Source organism: Mycobacterium sp. 4D054 (assembly GCF_052245755.1).
Taxonomy (GTDB): domain Bacteria; phylum Actinomycetota; class Actinomycetes; order Mycobacteriales; family Mycobacteriaceae; genus Mycobacterium.
Window position 1 is genome coordinate 1 of the sequence record NZ_JBQQCF010000024.1, and the last position, 19,585, is coordinate 19,585.

General features: G+C 67.4%; 15 protein-coding genes. 1 reads left to right on the top strand and 14 read right to left on the bottom strand.

From position 1 onward, the window contains the following. Positions 1-44: 44 nt before the first annotated feature. The 14 genes from ACTWP6_RS17745 to ACTWP6_RS17810 form a co-directional block, all read right to left on the bottom strand. The gene (locus tag ACTWP6_RS17745; RefSeq protein WP_443188402.1) at positions 45-740 is read right to left on the bottom strand and encodes an FtsK/SpoIIIE domain-containing protein; all 696 of its coding nucleotides are present in this window, start codon (positions 738-740) and stop codon (positions 45-47) included. Further along, a complete protein-coding gene (gene eccE, locus ACTWP6_RS17750) occupies positions 725-2,428 on the bottom strand; it encodes a type VII secretion protein EccE (protein ID WP_443188403.1) in 1,704 nt (567 codons plus the stop codon). The genes ACTWP6_RS17745 and eccE overlap by 16 nt, the downstream gene beginning before the upstream one ends. Beyond that, the gene (locus ACTWP6_RS17755) at positions 2,425-4,092 is read right to left on the bottom strand and encodes a S8 family serine peptidase (protein WP_443188404.1); all 1,668 of its coding nucleotides are present in this window, start codon (positions 4,090-4,092) and stop codon (positions 2,425-2,427) included. The genes eccE and ACTWP6_RS17755 overlap by 4 nt, the downstream gene beginning before the upstream one ends. Beyond that, positions 4,092-5,549, bottom strand: a complete 1,458-nt coding sequence (gene eccD, locus ACTWP6_RS17760; protein ID WP_239343425.1) for a type VII secretion integral membrane protein EccD — start codon at positions 5,547-5,549, stop codon at positions 4,092-4,094. Before eccD ends, ACTWP6_RS17755 begins: the two co-directional genes overlap by 1 nt. A 56-nt stretch (positions 5,550-5,605) precedes the next feature. Further along, positions 5,606-7,213, bottom strand: coding sequence for a nucleotide-binding protein (locus tag ACTWP6_RS17765; RefSeq protein ID WP_239343427.1), 1,608 nt, complete (start codon positions 7,211-7,213; stop codon positions 5,606-5,608). A gap of 66 nt (positions 7,214-7,279) precedes the next feature. Then, on the bottom strand, positions 7,280-8,797 hold the full coding sequence (gene eccB / locus ACTWP6_RS17770; protein WP_239343429.1) for a type VII secretion protein EccB: 1,518 nt from the start codon (positions 8,795-8,797) through the stop codon (positions 7,280-7,282). A gap of 77 nt (positions 8,798-8,874) precedes the next feature. Further along, positions 8,875-9,741: an ESX secretion-associated protein EspG gene (locus tag ACTWP6_RS17775; protein WP_443188405.1), complete on the bottom strand. Its 867-nt coding sequence runs from the start codon at positions 9,739-9,741 to the stop codon at positions 8,875-8,877. 98 nt (positions 9,742-9,839) lie between these two features. Further along, positions 9,840-10,127: a WXG100 family type VII secretion target gene (locus tag ACTWP6_RS17780; protein ID WP_235660675.1), complete on the bottom strand. Its 288-nt coding sequence runs from the start codon at positions 10,125-10,127 to the stop codon at positions 9,840-9,842. Between the two features lie 50 nt (positions 10,128-10,177). Then, the gene (locus tag ACTWP6_RS17785) at positions 10,178-10,498 is read right to left on the bottom strand and encodes a hypothetical protein (protein ID WP_239343431.1); all 321 of its coding nucleotides are present in this window, start codon (positions 10,496-10,498) and stop codon (positions 10,178-10,180) included. An 81-nt stretch (positions 10,499-10,579) separates the two neighbouring features. Next, positions 10,580-11,821 carry a PPE domain-containing protein gene (locus ACTWP6_RS17790; RefSeq protein WP_239343433.1) on the bottom strand — a complete coding sequence of 414 codons (1,242 nt, stop codon included), beginning with the start codon at positions 11,819-11,821 and terminating at the stop codon, positions 10,580-10,582. Between the two features lie 15 nt (positions 11,822-11,836). Further along, complete coding sequence (locus ACTWP6_RS17795) at positions 11,837-12,145, bottom strand: PE domain-containing protein (protein WP_163681199.1); 309 nt, start codon at positions 12,143-12,145, stop codon at positions 11,837-11,839. A gap of 204 nt (positions 12,146-12,349) precedes the next feature. After that, positions 12,350-16,507 carry a type VII secretion protein EccCa gene (gene eccCa, locus ACTWP6_RS17800; protein ID WP_443188406.1) on the bottom strand — a complete coding sequence of 1,386 codons (4,158 nt, stop codon included), beginning with the start codon at positions 16,505-16,507 and terminating at the stop codon, positions 12,350-12,352. Between the two features lie 116 nt (positions 16,508-16,623). Then, on the bottom strand, positions 16,624-17,139 hold the full coding sequence (locus ACTWP6_RS17805) for a hypothetical protein (protein WP_443188407.1): 516 nt from the start codon (positions 17,137-17,139) through the stop codon (positions 16,624-16,626). Positions 17,140-17,153: 14 nt separating this feature from the next. Beyond that, complete coding sequence (locus tag ACTWP6_RS17810; protein WP_443188408.1) at positions 17,154-18,068, bottom strand: hypothetical protein; 915 nt, start codon at positions 18,066-18,068, stop codon at positions 17,154-17,156. 1,233 nt (positions 18,069-19,301) lie between these two features. Here ACTWP6_RS17810 and ACTWP6_RS17815 point away from each other — a divergent pair. Next, positions 19,302-19,550: a hypothetical protein gene (locus ACTWP6_RS17815; protein WP_443188409.1), complete on the top strand. Its 249-nt coding sequence runs from the start codon at positions 19,302-19,304 to the stop codon at positions 19,548-19,550. The last annotated feature ends 35 nt before the right edge of the window (positions 19,551-19,585 follow it).

A 19,585-nucleotide genomic window follows, 5' to 3' on the forward strand; every position in this document is an offset into this window, starting at 1 on the left:
TTTTGGCATTGGGCCCTCGGCGCTGACGGAGGCCATGGGCATGCTCAACCACCATTTCGCAGCAGCCGCCTGATCGGCGCAGAGCGACAGCCTACCTCTGACTGCCGCCAATCTTTGCAACAGAGCCGCTCAGTGCTCGACATGAGGAGCCGGACACGCTTGTCGCGGCCTTCGTCGACGATGCGCTGCAGCGTGCCCGCCACTTGTGGGTGCGACCCCAGCAGCTCGTCGACGGCATCGACGACGACGAGCAGGTCGGGCTGGGGCTGTCCTGCGCGCTGATCTAGCGCGGTCTCGACCTGGGTGCACCAGGTGTCCCAGTTCGCCGGAGGGTCGGATGCGAATCGGTAGCCCGCGTAGTGGGCGACGACGTGGGGAGGGCGGGTCATGGTGTTCGCGGTGGCGATGCCGTTCTGCGTGTCGGCGATGGCGAGCTGCACGCGGGTCGGCGGATACAAGGTGCACACGCTCAGCGCAAGCGACTGCAGCACCGTGGTTTTCCCCGTGATGCCTACGCAGAGCGCGACGTTGGCGTGATCGCCGAGCTCAATCGACACCACCGAGTCGGGTGCGTCCACTGGCGCACCGACGGGGATCGTCAGCACGTCATCGTCGGCGCGGTGTTGCCACCCCGGGCGCGGGTCGAATGTGTCGAGGTCAGTGACGTCCAGGGCGTCGAGAAGGCGCCGACCCGGCCAGGCCGGAGAATGTGTCTGCGCAGCGCTCATAGGCCAAGCCATGCCTGTTCCTGGTTGAAGGCCACGATGGCGACCTCGACGGTGTCGCGGGCGGTGCTGATGCGCACCGATTCACGGGAGATTTGCTGAAAGTGGATGTCGGGTTGCTGCCCGCCGGGCTGGGCACGCCCGAGCGTGACTACGGTGGCCGACAATCCGGTGGGTGGTGCAATGAGGGGCCGGTCGTTGACGATGATCGAGGGCACGAACTCGGCGGGCCGGCGGCGGTCGACCACGGCGATATTGGGCTGGGCCAACCTCGCCCACCGGTTGGGTTGGCTGGAATAGATGGCGATCCGCTCCCCCACCGCGGCGGCGCGGATGAGCAGCTGGCGCACGTAATACTCGCTGGTGTCCATGACGATGCGGGTGGCCTGCTGCGGATCGGTCAGCGACAACATGACCAGATCGTCGCGTTGCACCGGCGGGTCTGCGCGGCGGTCATCGCGCAGCGCAGCTCCCACCAGAATGCCCGTCGATCCGATCGGGATCTCCAACGCGCTCGGCTCCCCCAGCGGGCGCGCGGGGATGTCGAGATGGCCCGGGCGCGCCGTCGGGGCCGGCCGCAGTGCGGCGGAAAACTGGTCACCGGGCAACGTGTTGAGATACAGCGTCGGTGGCTGCTGCGGGGGCTGCGGATCGTTGGTGCGTACCGTGGCCGCGATCATCACCGGGCCATCGCCGTCAGGGGCCTCCACATAGCGGCGTTTGAACAAGCTCAGCGTCAACACCACCTCGTCGCTGCGCAGCGCCCACATCTGATGCAGTGACGCGGTGGTGATGTCCTCGGGTGAGAAGTAGTACGTCGTCAGAAACCCAGGGTGGCCCTTGATGGTGCGCCAGCCCACCTCGTTGCTGACCTTGCTGCGCCGCTGCGCTGGGCTGGTGGAGCGAAAAGGCACCGGGTCGGCCGGGCTGTCGGTGCCCTCGACAACCGGCGGCGCCGGCGCCGGCTGCAACCGCGCCCCCAGCCGGTCGAGCGCGGTGTCGAGCTCGGCGGCGGTCAGGGCGGTGGCGCGGATGTCGCGCTCCAGCAGGGCATTGATGATTCGCTCGGTGGCGGCGGCGGCTGCAGCCCCGACCGATTGCCGATACTGCAAGCCGGGCACCGAGTTTCGGATGTCGAGGCGCACCACGAACTGCATGGTGCGCTGCCCGGCCGCGGGCCGGTCGGCCAGTAGAGTGCTGTACAGCGGGGGGTATTCGTTGCCGCGGCGCACCCGGTGCCCGGAGGGCACGACGTCAACCGCCAGCTGAATCCCGCCGGGCTGGTCGAGCAGCTCGGTCAGCACCTCCAGCGGCAGCACGTTGCGGGTCAGCGACACCGTGGACCCTCGCAGGAACGTCAGCGAGTAGGGCTTTCCGGTCACCTCGATCATCGCGAGGGCTTCGCACTCCTCGACGCGCACACCGCACACGATGTTGCCGTGGGGCACATCCACTGCCGCAGCCGCCGCCGGGTACTTGCCGCGCCGGGAACGGCGCCAGCGCCACACGGCCGCCAGCCAGCCCGGCACGTTGCGGCGGTGCACGGTGGGCACCAGCAGCAGCAGCGCCACGGCGCTGATCACCGCGGCCGGCCACCACCCGAACCGCGCCGGCGGCAAACCGATAAACGCCACCAGGGCAACGACTTCCAGCGCGACCACCACCGGCGTCCCGGCGTGCACGCCCACGGTGCGGGCCTTCATCGCAGCCTCCGTCGCATACCCACGACCGCCACGGCGGCCCCGGCGACCAACAGCACCGCGGCGCCGGCAAGGAGGGCGCTGTTGCGCGGTCGATGGTCCGGTCCCGGCGGCGGCGGCGGCACGTAGAGGTCGGTGCTGAGCCGCTCGGCTGGCTTCGGATCGCCCAGCGGCACATCGAAGGTGAGCGCCGCTACCGGATCGACCACGCCGTAGCCGACCTGGTTGTCGACCCCGCGGGCCGGATTGTGGGCGGTCTCGGTGATGCGCCGCATGACCTGGGCCGCAGTGAGATCGGGGAACTTGGCCCGCACGAGTGCGACCACGCCGCTGACGTAGGCGGCCGAGAAGCTGGTCCCCCAGAAGCCCGCGCCCAAGCCGGGTTCATCGGGTCGGGCGTTGACCGCCGCACCGTTGGTGTTCGACAGGCCCATGATCCGCCACCCCGGGGCGGCCACCGACACCCACGGGCCGTTGATCGAATCCGGCAGCGGCAGCCCCTCGGGGGTCACCGCTCCGACGGTGAGCACGTAGTCGGAGAACCACGCCGGAGTCACGATCGTGCGCACCCCAGCCCAGTCCCGCGGATCGTTGGGGTTCAGGGCATTGAACGCGGGGTTCTGTCCGCAGTCCTGCCCCTGGTCGCCGCCGCCCTGATTGCCGGCGGCGGCCACGATCACGATGTCCTTGTCCACCGCGGCGTAGCGCACGGCCGCGCCCAGAGCATCCTGGTTGACCGGGGCCGCGGCGTTGATGCACGACGCCAACGACACGTTGATCACCTGAACGCCGGGCAGGTCTGCGGCATGTCGAATGGCCTTGGCCAGGGTCGCGATGTCACCGGCCTTGCGTTGGCCCTCGATGTCCCCGGGGGCTGGTCGCGCCGGAGTGAACGCCGTCGAGGACTGACGAATCGAGATCAGCGAGACATCGGGGGCCACGCCGACCACCCCGTCCGGTCCCCCTGGCGGAGGGCCCGGCACCAACGGCTGTGCGGCGCCGGTGTCGCCGGGACCCTGCGCGGGGGGAGGTCCCGCCGGCGGCGGCCCGCCGGGCGGCGGTTCTGCCGGAGGTGGCGGCGGCTCGGGCGGCGGTGCCGGCGCGGTCACTGTCGCGGTCGCGGTGATCGTCGGTGGCGGGGGAAACGCTGGTGGCGCCGGGTTGGCCGGCACGCCCGGGGGCGGAGGGGGGGCCCCTGCTCCCGCCGGACGCGGCGTGGGGCGGTCGGCCGGGTTGGCGGGCGCGGCGCCGATGATCGAGGCGACGATGGTGCCGTGGCTTTCACAATCGGTCAGCCCGCCGTCGGGTAGTCCTTGCACGAAGTCGCCGCCGGGGAACAGCCGCGGGAACCGCGGGTTGGGGGTGACGCCAGTATCGATGATGGCTACCGTCACTCCGGCGCCGGTTGAATATTGCCAGGCCTGTTCGATGTTGAGCATGGTGTTGCCCGGGTCGGGCTGGGCCACGTTGGGATCGCCCACTACCACCGGGGTCACGCACGCCTTGGTTTGGCGCATCTCCTGGGGCGGGCCCGGAGTCTCGTCCGGCGGCAGTGCGCCCGGGTCGATGACCGGTGGGGCGACCGCCAGCGCCGCCGGAGGTGCCAACACGTTGGCGGCGAGCAGTCCGAATGCGGCCAGGCCCGCTGCCACACTTTTGCCCCGCATCAGTGCAACCTGATGTATTGCAGCAAGCCGATCGCCCACGCGGCGAACGGCACAATGAGGGCATAGCCGATGTACTCCAACCACTCCACAATCTGCCGGATGGGTTCAGAGAAGCTGCGCGAGGGAATGACCGCCCCAGCCAGCAGCCCGGCCACAGCCACGGCCAGCACCGCGGCCGCCGACACCACGACCGCAACAGTCGCTGAGGCGGGCGCACTGAGGCCGTAGTGCAACGGGATCGCCATCAGCGAGAGCGCCGAGCCGCTGACGATGGTCACCGCATGACGGCGGTGCCGCAGACCGCGGGCCCGCAGAATCAGGCACACCGACGTCACCGCGACGACGACGATCGAGGGCCACTGCGAGCCCGACCCCGGGGCGATCGCCCACCAGGAAGCCGCCAGCTGCACCACGGCGATCCCGAGCAGGGTCCCGGTGAGCACCCGGTTGGATCGACGGGCCACCTCGGCGACCTGCTCACCGCGCAGCGTCACGTCATGGGCGGCCGACTCCACCGGGGTCAGCGTGTCCTCGGGTTGACCTGGAGCGCGGGTGAACATATCGCGCCCGGTGATCGATTCAAAGCTCTGACGCGGAACCTTGGCCATCCACAGCCCGATTGCGGTCGCCACTCGAGAAGCGATCAGCACCGCCATCAACATGACAATGGCGATGCGTTGAGCGGGAACGTCGAAGAACATGCGAGTCAGGCCGGCGGCGATGACGGCGGCGGACACAGTGACGATCGCCGCCGCCGCCGTCCAATGGCGGCCCGTCATCCGCGCCAACAGCAACACACCGACGGTGGCGACCACGGCCGCTAGGAAAGCATGCGGGGCGCCGGGCTGGTCGCCATACGGTGCGCTGGCGCCGGCCAAGACGAGGCCGGCCAGCACTGCCCAAGCGGCGCCGTCGACGATGACGCGGCTGGCCCCAGCGCGCGCCGAAAGCATCGTCGTGGCCAACAGGATGCCCGCCGTGACGGCGAAAATCGCGGGGCTGAGCCAGAACGGCTGGGCCGCCCACCGCAGCCGCCACACCAGCAGGGCCGCCCCGAGCAGCGCCGCCGCCGTGAGCGCCCCGGCGACCACCACCGCGTCGTGGGTTGATACTGGAGGAAAATGGGCATGGGCCCAGCGGGCCAGTGCAGTCGAGACATTCTCGATCAGCGGCGTGTATCGGCGGGCTGTCTTCTCTGGCACGAACGCCAGTAGGTCACCGTCGGCCACACCCTGCGCCGACAGTGACACCTCCTCCGACAGGCGTGTCATTCCCACCGCACGGGCGAATTCATATGTCCCCACAGGGAGTTCGTCTTCACCCTTACTGCGCAGCAGCCGATTGACCGCCCCAAGTGTCGAGTCGGTCAACGCCGAGAGCGGGACTGCGGCCGGTAACACCAGATCAATCTGGTGGGCGCCGCCGACCAGCAGCGACACCCGGCACGACGAGGGCACCAGCGGCCCTCCGGGGGCTGACGATCCTGACGTGGGAGTCGACGGGTGCACCGTGGTCACCGGCGCCCCCGCAGGCTGTCACTGGTCGTGGGAAAGTGCTCGGCGATCGCCGCGGCGATCTCAATGAACCGGCGACGCGTCACCTTGTCGATCTCGTTCTGCACGTCGACCACACCGCCGGGACGCAGATGCCGATCGAAGGGCACCTCCACCACGCGCTGGCCGCGCTGGCTGAACTGCTCATGAAGCACCTCGCGGGTGCGCTTGTCGGCGTGGCCGTCGCCGTCGTTGAGCACGACCACGGTGCGATGCAGCAGCCCGGTATGGCCGGTGTTGGCGAGCAGCTCCATGGTCTGCGCGGCCGCTGAGGCGCCGTCGACCCACATCGAGGACACCACGATCAGTGCGTCGAGATCGCGCAGGACCTCGCGGGTTACCGGGGAATCCATGGTGGACCCGCAGTCGATGATTGACAGGGTGAAGTGGTTGTCCAGCCGACTGGTCGCCTCCCGGTAGATGCTCGGATCGAGTATGCGGCGGCGGGCGGTGGCGGATTCGCCGGCCAGCACGAATAGGCCGGCGGTGTTGTTGCCCACGCGGGAGCGCACGTCGGCGAAGGTCCGCAAGTCCTGATCGGCGGCGAGCTCCCAATAGGAACCCTTGGCGTTGGGGTCCACGCGTAGGCCGAGTTTGCCGAACGCGGTGTCGGCGTCGATGGCTACTACCCGGTCATCTTGGCGGAGCTCGGCGAAGATCGACCCCACCCCGGCGGCAATCGTGGTCTTGCCGACGCCGCCTTTGCCGAGAACCCCGATCTTGTAGCGGCCCCGCAGCAGGGAGCGGATCTTGGCTTCCAACTCAGCCAAGTGCCGTTCATCGGGTGATTGCCCGAAGTTCAGCAGCCCGAAGGTGCTCTTGTACAGCACTTTTCGCCACCCCTTGCCGGGGGGAATCTTGCGGGTCGGCACGAGTTCGGTGGGCCGAATCGAGTCGACGTAGGAGTAGTTGGCCGGCCCCGTGGCCGCCGGGGCGGGCTCGCCCCACTGGCGGGGGTCGCCGACAGGAGGCGCGGAACGCTCTCCGGGCCAGCCTTGGGCGGGCGACTGGGGACGATGCGGGCCGGATTGCTGTGGAAACGGTGGGGCCTGATGCCGCGGGGGCTCGCCACCCCACTGAGGGGAGGTGGACGGCGCCGCGTGCTGGCCCGCACCGGCGTCACCGAAACTGCCTCCGCTGGAGGGGCTTTCGCGCAGCGGCGGGGGCGGGAAATCGCGGCGGTCGAAAAAGGTGGTGGTCTCAACATCCGACGGGCGGTACGGCGCGCCCGGGTCAGATTCTTGCGGGGCCGGCGCGGGTTGCTCCGAGGTTGACTCCACAGCCTCAGACTCGCTGGGTTGTGCGTGCTGACCCCACGGTGGAGCCGCGTCGGATCGTGGTGCTGAACTGGGCACATCCGGGGTGCGGCCCGGCCACGGCGGGGGTGGGGGCGGCACTGGGGATTGGGCGTGAGCGCCCGCGGATTCCCCACCGCTCGCCGGTAGTGGGGGCCAGCCCGGCACCGCCGGTGGTGCCGGCGGCTCTGCGGCGTGCGCGCCGGTGTCGCGGGGATCGCCCTCGCTCGGAGGGTAGCCCGGCTGCTCAGGGGGAAGGTCGCGGTCAGTCACAATCTGATCCTATCAGCGTGTATGTCGTATATCGGCACTAGATTTTCGACCCTCGATTTATGGCACCTAGCTTCCCGGAGACCTGGTGGGGAGTGCTTCGGCGCCCCCGACGGGAGCGAGTGAGTCGTGTTGGACCAGTGCGTCGGCGCGGGTGAGTGCTGGCCCTGGCGCAAAGGCCCGGATCAGCGGCCACGGCGCTTGCTGCGACCTATCCGGGGACACCCCGAGGGCTCTGAATGCGTCGTCGGACAACTCGATGCCAAAGCGGACCCCTTGATCTGAAATCCACCACATCGCTTCGCGCGAGGACGCCGCTGGGGCCGCGCTGGTCGTCATCACCAAGTTCGTGGCACCGGGGGCGATGTACACCTGGTCAGCCTCCACCGATTCCGGATCATGAACGCCCTTAGGGAGTTTCACCAGGCGGTTATCGGCGGAGCCGAGGGGGATCGGCAATCCTTGCCCCGACAAGATCGTGATTTCGGCGGCGCGGTCTGTGGCGCCTTTCGACCACGCCAGGCACGTGGTGGCGTTGACGGCAGTGTCCACCAGGCGCAGCCGAGTGGCCGGGTAGAACGACACGGGCAGCTTTTCCACCACCGGTATCGGAGCGAGTTTGTCGGGAGCCACCTGGATGGGGGCCACATCGCCGAACGAGTTCGCCGATCGCAAGAGTGAGGCGACGAACGGCGAAACCCGTTGCACGCCATCACGTAACAGCACGTACAGCGATTCGGCAGCGTTGGGCTGACCGAGGTCGCGCACGGTCAGCACTGATCCAATCACCGCGCCGTCGGCGACATTCCATCGTGACGGTTCCCCTGCCCCCGGGATGGCCGGGCTCACCAGCGGGTCCGTCGCCGGAAGGGCATCAAAAAGCGGGCGCGACAACGGAATCGGTTCCGGTGCAGTCGAATCGACGCCCAATGCCAAAGCGACCGCCTTGTTGCTGAGGTCAATCTCGGAGCGGTGCCCCTCCCAGATCACATAGGTGCGATCGCCGTAGTGGCCCAAGATGGCATCGGGCATCTGTAGCGGCGCTGAGCGCTGGCCTAGCGTGAGTTGGCCGGCGATCGCCGTGACCACAGGTTCCGAGGCGGCTGAGGTCGTCGACGTCGGTGTCGGTGCGGTGTCGCACACGGTCCAGTCCGAGGACGACGCCGTTCGGATGGGCATCGCCGCGGGGGCGCCCACGATGCCCACCAACGGTCCTTGCGGGTATTTCTCCAGCTCGGCGGCCTTGACGAACGTCGGATTATTCGGCTGGCCGGCGATCAGCCGGGCGCTCATCAGATTCAGCGCCGGGTGTAGTCGACCGTCGACCATCACGTAGACCGCGCCGGTGTCGCGGTCGGCCAAGATGGCCGACTGGCCCACCTGTCCGGCGGGGGAACACATCGACAGCATGAACATCAGCGCCATCGCCAGCAGCGTGAACATGACCCCGAGAATCAGCGCAGCACTGCGGCGTTGCTCGGGGTCGTATTCCAACCGGACGCCGTGATGACTCAGCGCCGCCGCGTTGCGGCGGTTCCAGAAATAGTGGGCCGTTACCTGCAGCCGCGACGTCAAATTCAGCGCCATATCGCCCACCCTACTAGGCGAAACGACCCTAAATCGGCACCAATTTCACGCCCCCCGACATATGCACGCATGGCGTTTTACGCGGCCGCCCGCGGCGCGGAAAGTAACCCGTAGAGGTCCTCGCGCACGGCGTCGGTGGTGGCCGGCCACAAGCTCAGCCACTGCTTACCGTCAGCCGACGTGCTCGTGGTGATGCTGACGCGACCAAACTCGGTGTCGGCCACCGTGACCACCCGGGGATGGACATGCTGGGCGATGTCGTGGTCAATCACCATGGCGACGGCCATGGCTGAGTCGTCCAGGCGTGTCGCCGCAGCCAGCACCTCGGCCTGCTGGGGTTGCAGTCCCAGCCTGCTCATCGCGGCGATCGTGGCGTCTCGCCCCTGCGGGACAGCGGCTTCCAGCGTCGATTGCATCAGGTCGGCGGGGATGTTGACGCCGTCGATGTCCGCGGGTGCAGCCACGCCCAGTGCCGGCATCAAGGTTTGGCACATCAAGTCCGCCTGGACTGCGGGGTCATCGGTCTCCCCCACCGCGTCAACGACCATGTCGTTGCCGTCGCGGGCAGCCATCACCAGCCACCGGCGGTACCGGCACACCACGACCACCCGCTCGTCCACCGTCGGGAGCTCACCGTTGTGGACGGCCTGCCCTGACGGTCGCCGAATGGTCAGGACGGCCTGACGGTCAGGGCGGCCCAGCACGGTCATCCAGTCGCGCACCGGGTCGTCGACCGCGCCACTAGGAGAAATGGCGCCGGCCTGCACCAGGCTCAGATACTCTGCGGTTTCGGCGATCGGGACCGGCCCTGCTGTGGTCTCAACAATCAGTTCGTGATGCACGGACGGAATAAATGGCTTGAGCCGCAACGCTGTTGGCATGGATTCCACACCCAGCAGCGCCTGCAGTACCCATACGCCCCCGACGGTTGTCGTCAGCGCCATGTCCTATCCCTTCTGTTGTTTCGAGCAGCACAAAGGGGGGCCAACTGCAGTTGGCCCCCCTTTCGGCAGTGTCGCTACAGCACCCCTGGTGGGCCGTCCTAGACCATGAATGTCTGGGCAGAGGCCCCGTCCTGGGACACGAAGTCCACACCAGCCTGGTCGGCGGCCTGGCCGTGGCGGTGGATGACTTCCTTGCCCTCGTTGGTGGCGTCGATGATCATCTGCTGCGCCTGGGCGTAGGTGACCGACGCCTGATCGGTGGTGAAGTACTCGGCGATGCCGCCGAGCAGGTTCTGCGCCTCGGAGGCGATGTTGTCCAGCTCGCCGCTGAACGTTCCCAGGGCGGCGTTGTAGTCCACGATCGCGCCGGGATTGACCTTGATCATTCCGTCCATTGTGGTGGAGTCCTTTCGAATGTCTCTGGTGGGATGGAGGGTCAGGTGAAGCGCAGGCCGCCGGCGACCGACTGGATCTGCTGGGCGCTCTGGGTGTCGATGTTGGTGAAGTCCGGCGCGCTGTTACGCAGTGCCGCGATCAGCGACTCCCACCGCATGTTCATCTCGCGCTGCGCCCGCGAGATCTCATCTGCCGTGGCCACGTTGGCGACACCGGCCTGGCCGTCGAGGCCGCCGGAGGCCTGCAGTTCCATCGAATGCTGCTGGTAGCGGCTGAGCACGTCGAGGGCCCGCATCTTGAGATCGTCGAGCTGGTCGGCGGCGGACTGGATCTGCGCCGCACCAACAACTTGCTGTGCCATGGAAACTCCTGTTCTGGAAGATGTTTGGATCTAGACAAAGTCTATGGGCGTCTACACACCCCGCCGTGCGCTAATTTTTTGTTACCTGTCCCCCCTGTCAGCGGCCGATCGGGCAAGCGTGACCTGCATCGTGCGTCCCTGCCGCTGCTCGGTCGCTGCCCCGCCGTCGCGCCCCATCGCCGAGGCCGGAGCGCCGTACAAACCACCAGTGCCGGCGCCCCCTGACGGGCTCGGTCCGGTGGCCACCGGTTCGACGGCACCTCCGAATCCGCCGGGCAGTTTCGGGGCATTGGGGGTGCTGAAACTGCCCACCGGGCGGGTGTAGGAACTGGTCGGAACGACCCCGCTGCCGCCGGCGCCGATGCCGCCGCCACCACCGCCGCCACCACTGAGCGCACTGGCCAACCCTGGCGTCGCCACCGGTGTACCGGTCAGCGGAGCCGCTGACGCGGCCCCCGGAGCGCCACCGAGACCGCCCATGCTCGAAGACAGCGGGCCGAGCATGCCCATCGGCATCTGCATGAACTGGCCCAGCATCTGCGGGGCCTGGCCCAGCATCTGCGGAGCCTGGCCCATCATGCCGGTGACCGACGAGAGCTGCCCCATCATCCCCATCGGTCCGCCCATCGCCGACATGGCGTCGGCCGGTGCCGAGACCGCTTCAGCGGCCGGCACTGCCGCGGTGCTGGCCTGCTGCATGCTTTGGGAGCTGGCCTGCAGGGCGCCCTGCACGCCGGCTTGTGCCCCGGCGTTGCCCAGGGCGGCCAATGCTGCGGCGGGGTTGGGTGCCATCGGTGCGAACGGCGGCGGCGTCGCCAGTACGCCCAACGCCGCGGTGACCACACCTTGGTAACTCGACATGATCGTGGCGTTCTGAATCCACTGCCGCTCATATTCGGCGACCAGGGCCGCGATCGCCGGACTGTTCTGCCCGATGAAGTTCGTGGCGACCAGCGCTTCGGTGTCGGCGAGGTTCTGATCGGACACCGGTCCAGGCACCATCGTGGTTTTAGCCAGGTGATAGGCATCCACGATGGCCGTCGCCTGCACGACAGCCTCCTCAAACCAGGCCACGGCCATGCCCATGATTCCCGCGAACGCTTGAGCGGTCATCGTCATCGCCGCACCACCGGCGCCCTGCCAGCCCACCGCGGCCGTGCTGGTCGTACTGGTGGTCATGGTGGCAATCTCGGCGGTGAGCATCGCCGCGGTCGCCTGATGAGCCGCCGCAGCTGCCGCCGCAGTAGCCGCCTCATCGCCGGTGACCAACTGGTAATAGTTCACCTGCGGCGGATTGAGCGCCGAATCCCCGAAGCCTGGCATTGCCCGAAAGCGGTTCTAGATCGCGAGAGCGGTCTGCTGCAGCACATCCATCGCTGCGTAGCTGGTGCCGTTGACGCCGACGTTGCCAGCGAACATTGCCCGCGTCATCGTCAGCTGCGTCAGCGCGGCTACCGCTGCCGCGCCGCGCGCGTTGAGCGCCGTCGCCACCGCCATCGACGCCGGATCGCTACCCGGGGGCAGCACCGTCGTCATCACCGGGGCAGCCCCGGACGTCCCGGCGGCCATGGTCGCCGCGCCCGCGCTCTCGGCCGCCGACAGCATTCCGACCAGCGCCGGCTCGACACCAATGATTGGAACGGACATTTGTTTGCCTCTCCCTTCGTGGGGGTGATCTGAACTCAGTTTAAGCCCAGTGCTCGGGGGCTACCTGCGCTAAATTCCGCACCGGCACCATCACCACCGATGACCTTGATGAATGGCTGCTGAGCAGGCTCAAAATCTCTGATTCCGGCGCTCGGGCCACTAATTCCGTAGCCCAATCGCCCGCATGAGTCGCTGGTGATCGCATTAGCTCTGGCCCATCGGGGAGGAATGCCGAGGAGGTGTTGAGCGCACCGGTTCAGGTGTCCAGGCCACCAGCACACCATCGGTGGTGCCGCCGGGGTGCACGTAGATGCCTTTACCTTGACGTTGAGGCTCGGCGTAGACACCGCTGATGATCGGGCCGTGTTCTCGGCGGCCGTCCAGAATGATCGTCGGTTGCAGGGCGCCGGCCAGTCGGCCGAGCATGCTGTTGCCCGACGCCTGGAAACTCCACAGCTTGATGTCGGCGGCCGCGATGATGTGCATGCCCAGCTGGTCGGCCGTTTCCACGTAGTCGGCCAACTCCATCAGCGGATTCTGTGCCGAGTTCCACGACGTGACGTCATCGGCGAAGACGAAAATCTTGCGGCCGGTCCAGAACTGGCGTTTCAGCATCTCCGTGGGACTGGTGCCCGGCGGCGGGGTGCGCTTGTCGAACAGCTCCTTCAACTCCCCCGCAGCCTTCTTGATGTCGTTGAGGGTGTAGGCGTAGCGCGACAGCCACGTCTCCTCGGGCACCACGCCCATGTGGCGGCGGCGCGGATCAATCAACACAATGGTGGCCTCATCGGGACTGTAGTGGGCCATGACGCTGTGCATCATCGTGCGCAGGAACGCCGAGCGTCCCGATTGCGCGCGGCCCACGACTACCGCGTGGGGGTTCTCGGAGAAGTCGACGTAGGCCGGGCCCAGATCGGACTCCGACAGACCGAACGGAACCAGGTCGCGTTGCGCGCCGCCGTTGACCCGCGCCAACACATCAGACAGCGGCACCATCTCCGGCAGGCGTTTCACCTCGGCGAACTTCTCCACTCCGGCCACCCGGCGGACCACTGCGCCGACACCGCGAGCATCGATGGGGCCGGCCGGATCATTGGCCAGCACCGGCTCGCCGATCATGATGTGGAAGCCGGCGGCGCTGAGGCCGTGTCCTGGCTTATTCGGAACCTCTTTGCCCCGGTTGACCGTGGGGTCGCGCCGGCCCAGCTCGGATTCCCGCTCATCGGTCATCCGCAACTCGATGCGCTCCGTGGACAGGTTCTTGACCTGGGTGTTGATCTTCGACAGGTAGCTGGTGTGGGTGACGATCGTGCGGACCCCGTAGTTGCCCGCACGCATCAGCGACATCACCTGCTCAACCCATTTCTGGTTGGCGTCGTTGAAATTGCCCCAGCCGTCGATGACCAGCACCACATCACCGCCGGAGACGCCGATATCGGTCGGGTTCGGGCCGAACTTCGCCGCACGCACCTGCTCCATGTCCAGGCCGCGGGTGGCGAAAAGCCGTTCGCGCTCCTCGACGATGCCGCGCACGGTGGCCAGCAAGCGGGTGACGCCCTCGGTGTCGTGTAGAGCCGCCACCGCCGCTACATGCGGAAGATCGTTCAACGCTGCCAATTGCGGGCCACTGGCGGCGATGCAGTAGAACTGCACCCGCTCCGGCCGGTACATCAACGCACCCGCGGTGATCATGGTCATGACCGCGTTGGTATGGCCCATACGGGGGGCACCGACAATGAGCGCGCTACTTTCCAGCATGTTCAGGTAGCAGACATCCTGGCGGTGCTGACGTGGGCGATCCTCCAGCGCCACCGGCAACACCAGGCCTGGGTTCTGGCCGTAGTCGACATCCCACGGCTTGCCGCGCAGTCGAGCCACCAGATCGTCGGCGGCCGGCGGGGCACCCAATGGGGGCAGCCACAGCTGGCGCGGCGGGGCGGCCCCCGTCGCCTGCAGAGAACCAATCACCGCGTCGATGATCTTCACGCTGGCGGCCTCCGGGACCGGCGCCGGGGCAGCGTCGCGTTCGACCGGCTCGGCCAGCAGGCCATCAATGTCGGCGGCCTCTTCGGCCGTGAAAGCGCGGGGCTCGAACCATGTGCCGGCCTCTAGCGGCCGGCTGTCGTCGGGTCCGGTCTGGGGAACGAAATCAGCCGAGGAATAGAAGAATCGGAACTGGCGTGGCTGGCGCTGCGCCACCCGCAGGAAAGCAGTTCCCTCCGCGCCTTTCTCGTCGATCTTGGCGGCGATCCCCACACCGAGGGCCTCGCGGGAATCTTCCTCCGTGCCAGTGCGACCGGCGATGGTGAAGCCGAGCAGCTTGCGGATGTCGCGCAGCTTCTGGGTGTCGACGGTCTGGCCGACCAGCTGCAAAAACATGTGATAGGCACGGCCCTGGCGCATGATCCGCCAGAACAAGCTGCGGAACTTATCGCCCCAGTCGCGGTCGCTGAGCAGCTCCTGGTACTCGTCGGCGATGACCCACAGCACCGGCACCGGCGGCAGCGAGGGATCAGTGAGCCGCCGCTGGTTGTAAACCGTCAGATCCACCACGTCCGGGCCGGCGGCGTTGCACAGAGCGCCGCGACGATCAAGCTCGCCTTCCAGCGCCTCATACATGCGGCCGACAAGGTGGCGCTCATCGCCGAGGTTGCTGACACTGGCCACCACATGTGGGAACTGTTCGAGCACGCCGGCAGCTGATTTCAGCTTGAAGTCGAAGAACACCACATTGGCGACCTCCGGCGAATGGGTCAACGCCATCGAGGCGACCTCGGTGATGATGCCCTCGGACTTGCCCGCGCCGGTCGTGCCGATGAAGAGCGAATGCATGCCCATGCCCTGCTGGCTGCCCTCTTTGAGATCCAAGTCGACCACCTGGCCGCTCTCATCGAGACCGACCGGGAAGCGCATCCACTCCGGGCCCTGGCTGCGGCGCGGGGACCACAGGCGGTCCACGTCGAGGTTGCGGGGGTCCCGCACCCCCACCGCGTCAAGCAACGTGCGTTGCTGGTGGCCGGAATCAGTGACCGTAGTGACCCCGCCGGAGGCGCGGAAGCGGGCCATCGCCCGAGCGAACCGCTCCGCTGCGCTGATCGACAGCTGGTCGGCCTTGGCGTAGAAGGCGTCCTCGAGCTCGTCCGAGGACGGGTGCTGAACACCGCTAAACGGTGTGAGGTCCTCGGCAGGCAGTCGCTTGCGCAGCGCACCGCCCACGAGGCGGTAGGTGGTCTCCGGGGAAAACCCGATCCAACTCTTCGTCCCGAACGCATCATGCGGCGACGGCGGCGGCACCGACGGTGCCAGGCGCACAAAGCAGGTGCCGGCATACCCGGCGCTGCCAGTCAGGCCGGCCCAGTCCTCGGGGGTTCCGCAGTTGTCGTCGATGATCACCCGAAACGGCAGAACGGTGTTCCCCGCGCCATGCAACCCGCTGGCCGGGGGCGTCCACTCGCTACGCGGAAGCTCCGCCTCGTCGAAAAACTCCTCCAGCTGAGCCGGGGAGGAAAACAGCAGCCGGCGCTCACCGCAGCCGTCGCGCTTGCTGTGATGCTGCATATGTGGCAGCCACTTCGTCCAGTCCCACACCGACGGGGCGTCGCTGACCACCAGAATCTGGAGGTCGGCGGGGCTGTGGAATGCCGCAAGCTGGCACACCATCGCCCGCAGCAGAGCGCGTGCCTCGTCCATATCCCCGATGAACGAGACGCCCGCGAAGCGTTGCAGCCAAATCACCTTGGCCATGTCGTCGATGTATTCCTGCTCCAGCAGGAACTTGCGCAGGGCGTGACCGGTGGCCGGTTCGATCTGTGATGCCTCGGGAATCTTCGGCTTCTCGATCGTCATGGCGAGCTTGACCTTGCCGACCCCAACCCGGACCTCGCCGAACTCATCCGAACTCGGCGAGCGTTCCCACATGCGTTCGGTGCCTACCGCGGCAACGAGTTTGGCCGGGTCCCAATGGAAATGCTCGCGATGATCAAACTGGGCGCGGCGCTGTACCTCGATTTCATCACGCACATCGTCCTGGCGGGCGAAATAGTTGGCCCGGTACTGGCGCAGCTCCCCCCAAGACATCTTCTGCGCGGCGCCGCGGCCGCGGAACAGCATGCCCGCCATGCCGATCAGCATCATGATCCCGAATATGCCGAAGCCCCCCGCGAAGCTACGCATTCCGGACATGTACATCGCGACGATAAACCCGATCACACCCACAATCAGAACGATCGGCAGCACAATCCCCCACACACTGCGCGGCGGCGGGATCGGCGCCGGAATCGGCGGATCAATCGCGATCTTGCCGCCCGCCGTCGCCGGCGGGCGTGCAATCGGGCCAGGCCGCCTGAACTGTTGAGTGGTCACGTATCCGACCCTAACCCCGTCCAGGGGGCTATATCGGCGCCAATTTCAGATCGCCCGATAATCAGACACCCCACGATGCTGCGACCCCCTTCACGCAACAAGCGGTGACCGAACTGTCAGGGGCCCACCGGGGCAAGCCCGCCGAAACCACCCCCGGCAGCGCCGCCCGGATCAATTGGCTCGACGTCATCAACCCTGACCATCAGCCCGTTGTGGTCATATTCCCAATGCCAACTATCCGCGCCGGTATTGCTGACCGGGCGAATGCTCGGTGCGCCCCCGCCGCCGCTGGCCCCCGGCGGCGGCATCGGCCGCATAGTCTGAGCGACCGACCTGATGTCGGCGGCGCTCTCAGTGTCCTGCCCCCGAAGCTCTGTCATGGCGGTCTCGGCCTTCTGAACCCCTTCGATGGGCTCCGGCGCCACCGCCGCCGAGGCCTGCGCAAATTTCTCGGCCGTGGCTGCGGCTACGGCGATGGTGGCAGCATCGATCGCCGACGACCCCGCTCCCGGAAGCGGGACCGGACCAGGCTGAGTAGCCTGGGTCGCCTCGCCGGCGATCACCTGGGCGGTCCCGGTCACCGCCGCCGGTAACACCTCGATCGGCTTCTCGCCCCCAGATACTGCAGGCATCTACACAACTCCCCTCAAGCGGCCATCGCGGGCCATAGTTCAGCTTCCTTCGCAATATGCCTTGCCGTATAGGCGATCTCGACATAATCAGGTGTCGTGCCGCGCCACCACAGCAGCAGCTCCGCCGCGCGCGCCACGTTGTGGAAACACCGCGCATAAGCAGACGGGCCCACATCACCGGCCACCCGACCTGGCCGCTGGCCCGAACTGTCGAGGATAGCCGCGCGCATCGCCAGATCCAGCTCGGTCCACAGCTGCTCCGACACCGCCTCGCCATTCTCGATCACCGTAGCGACCTGGCGAATCGCCGGAGGCACCTGGAAGCCCAGCAGCTCAGAGGCGCGCGACAGCGCAGTGCGCACAGCCGCAATCGTCAACGCCAATAACCGCGCACGATCCACAACGGATCCACTGGTTAAGAGCCCGTATTCAGCCGGATCCATAGTCTGCAAACGGTGAATCCGCGTTTCGTCCAAGCCAGGCGGCGGCACATCGGCCGCGATCCCCAGCTTCTCCAACTCCTCCAGTCGACAGTTCTGCACATGAAGCAGGCCGGCGGCACGCACGGGTGCGGCGTTGCCACCATGGTTCGTTGAGACGGCCAACGCCCACAGCTCAACATTCGGATTGCTCTGCATGCACTGCTGCGCGTAAGCAAGCATGGTCTCGGCTGGATTCACCCAGCCGAACCAGCGCGCATGAAAGTCTCTCCCCAAGTGCCCGTCAGAGAATACAAACTCCGCAGACTTGGGCAGGAAAACACCTGGAGGGATGAAGCCGCTGCCCTCATTGCTCACAACACACGCCTTCGGCCCCGACGGCGTCTTGAACATGCCAACGCACCAGTCGATGCACCCATAAACACGCGAGGCATGCATCAGCTCGTGAAGCAGCTTCACCGCCTGGTCGAGTAGCGGATCAGGCGCCACGGACCACGCCCCAGCGGCCGCGCCGGCCGCCGCAGCGCCAACACCCGACGCAACTACACCCGGCGGAAGCGGTGTCGCCTGACCCGCACCCGCGGGCGGGGATGGCGGTGGCGCGGGCGGCGGGGCGCCCGCGCCCGCTGGCGCGACCTGCCTGGGCTGCAAATCAGAGTTGAACGGAGGCAGCGGGCCAGCCGGAGCGGCCGCCGGCGGCATCATCGGCGCACCCATCGACCCCATGTGGCCGGCCGGAACACCCGATGCCGTGGGCCCCGGCGACGCGACGTGGGCAGGCCCGCCAGCCGCCGACACCGGCGCGGGACCGGCCGAGACCGGCGTACTCGACGCACCCGTAGTCGAACTCAGCGGCTGCGCCGGAGGAGGAGCAACAGGCGGCGGCAACACCGAGCCCGTACCTAAGCCCGCATTGAACCCGCGGGAAAAGTCAGACGAGGTAGCCGCCCCCGGTGCGCCACCACCACCCGCAGCCGCAGACGGAAGACCGCCCGCCGCCGGCGACACAGAAGACGGCAGCGACGACGACAGCCCCGCATTTGAAGACAACGAGCTAGGCGACAGACCACCAGTCCCCGCTGACGACAACCCGCTCGCAGACGGCGGCTTGAACCCACCCCCGATTGAACCCAGCGGCGATGACCCGCCGCTGCCCCCGCTCGTGACCGGCGTCATAGGCGGCGTCATCGGAGAAGAGGCCGAGGAGTCCCACCGCAGCTTGTCATTCAGCGGGTCCGGCGTGCCAGATTCTGGGGCGGAGCCTGGGCTGGCCGCCCCCTCCTCGCCGGTCCCCCACCCGCTGCGGTCACCGGGGCCGGAGCTCGTCTCGCCGGGGCTCTGTCCCGGTTCTGCTGTACTCGGCGTTACACCGCGTGCTGGCTCTGCATCGCCGCCATCCGGATTCTCGGTACCCCAGCTTCCTTTGTCGGTCACCGGTGAGAGTGGGGCTGCACCTGGTCCTGTGGGATTGTCCAGGGCCTGGACGTTGTCGCCGTTGCCGCCTTGGGTGGTGTGGTCGGCCGCGGTGATCTGGCTGCCTCCGGGCATTTGGCTTGAGGGGGTGCCGCCGATGCTGGCGGCTTGCTCTGCGATAGACGTGGCGGCGTCAGTCCCTACAGCCAGTGCTTCCCCTTGCGCTGCGGTGATGACGGCTTCGATCGCAGCAGAGATGGCTGCCATCGCCGCGCCAGCGCCTAACGGCGAGCCGGCCAACGCCTGAAGTTGCTGCTTGAGCCGTTCGATTTCCTCATGTGCTTTGCGGTCGATCTCTTCGAGCCGGCCGCGGGCATGCCAGATCAGCTCGGCAGTCTCTTTGACAGCCTTGGAGACCTCCGCGTACATATCCGATTGGTTAATTATCGTCTGCGCGAGGCGGTAAGAACGTTCGCACATCGCGTCGATCGTCTGACCAGTGTTGGAACCGCCAAGTTCGTCCGCGGCACGTCGAATGGCTGCGGCGTTCGCAGCTAGGTCGGCGCTCTTCTGCTGAATAGCGTCGGCTGTCT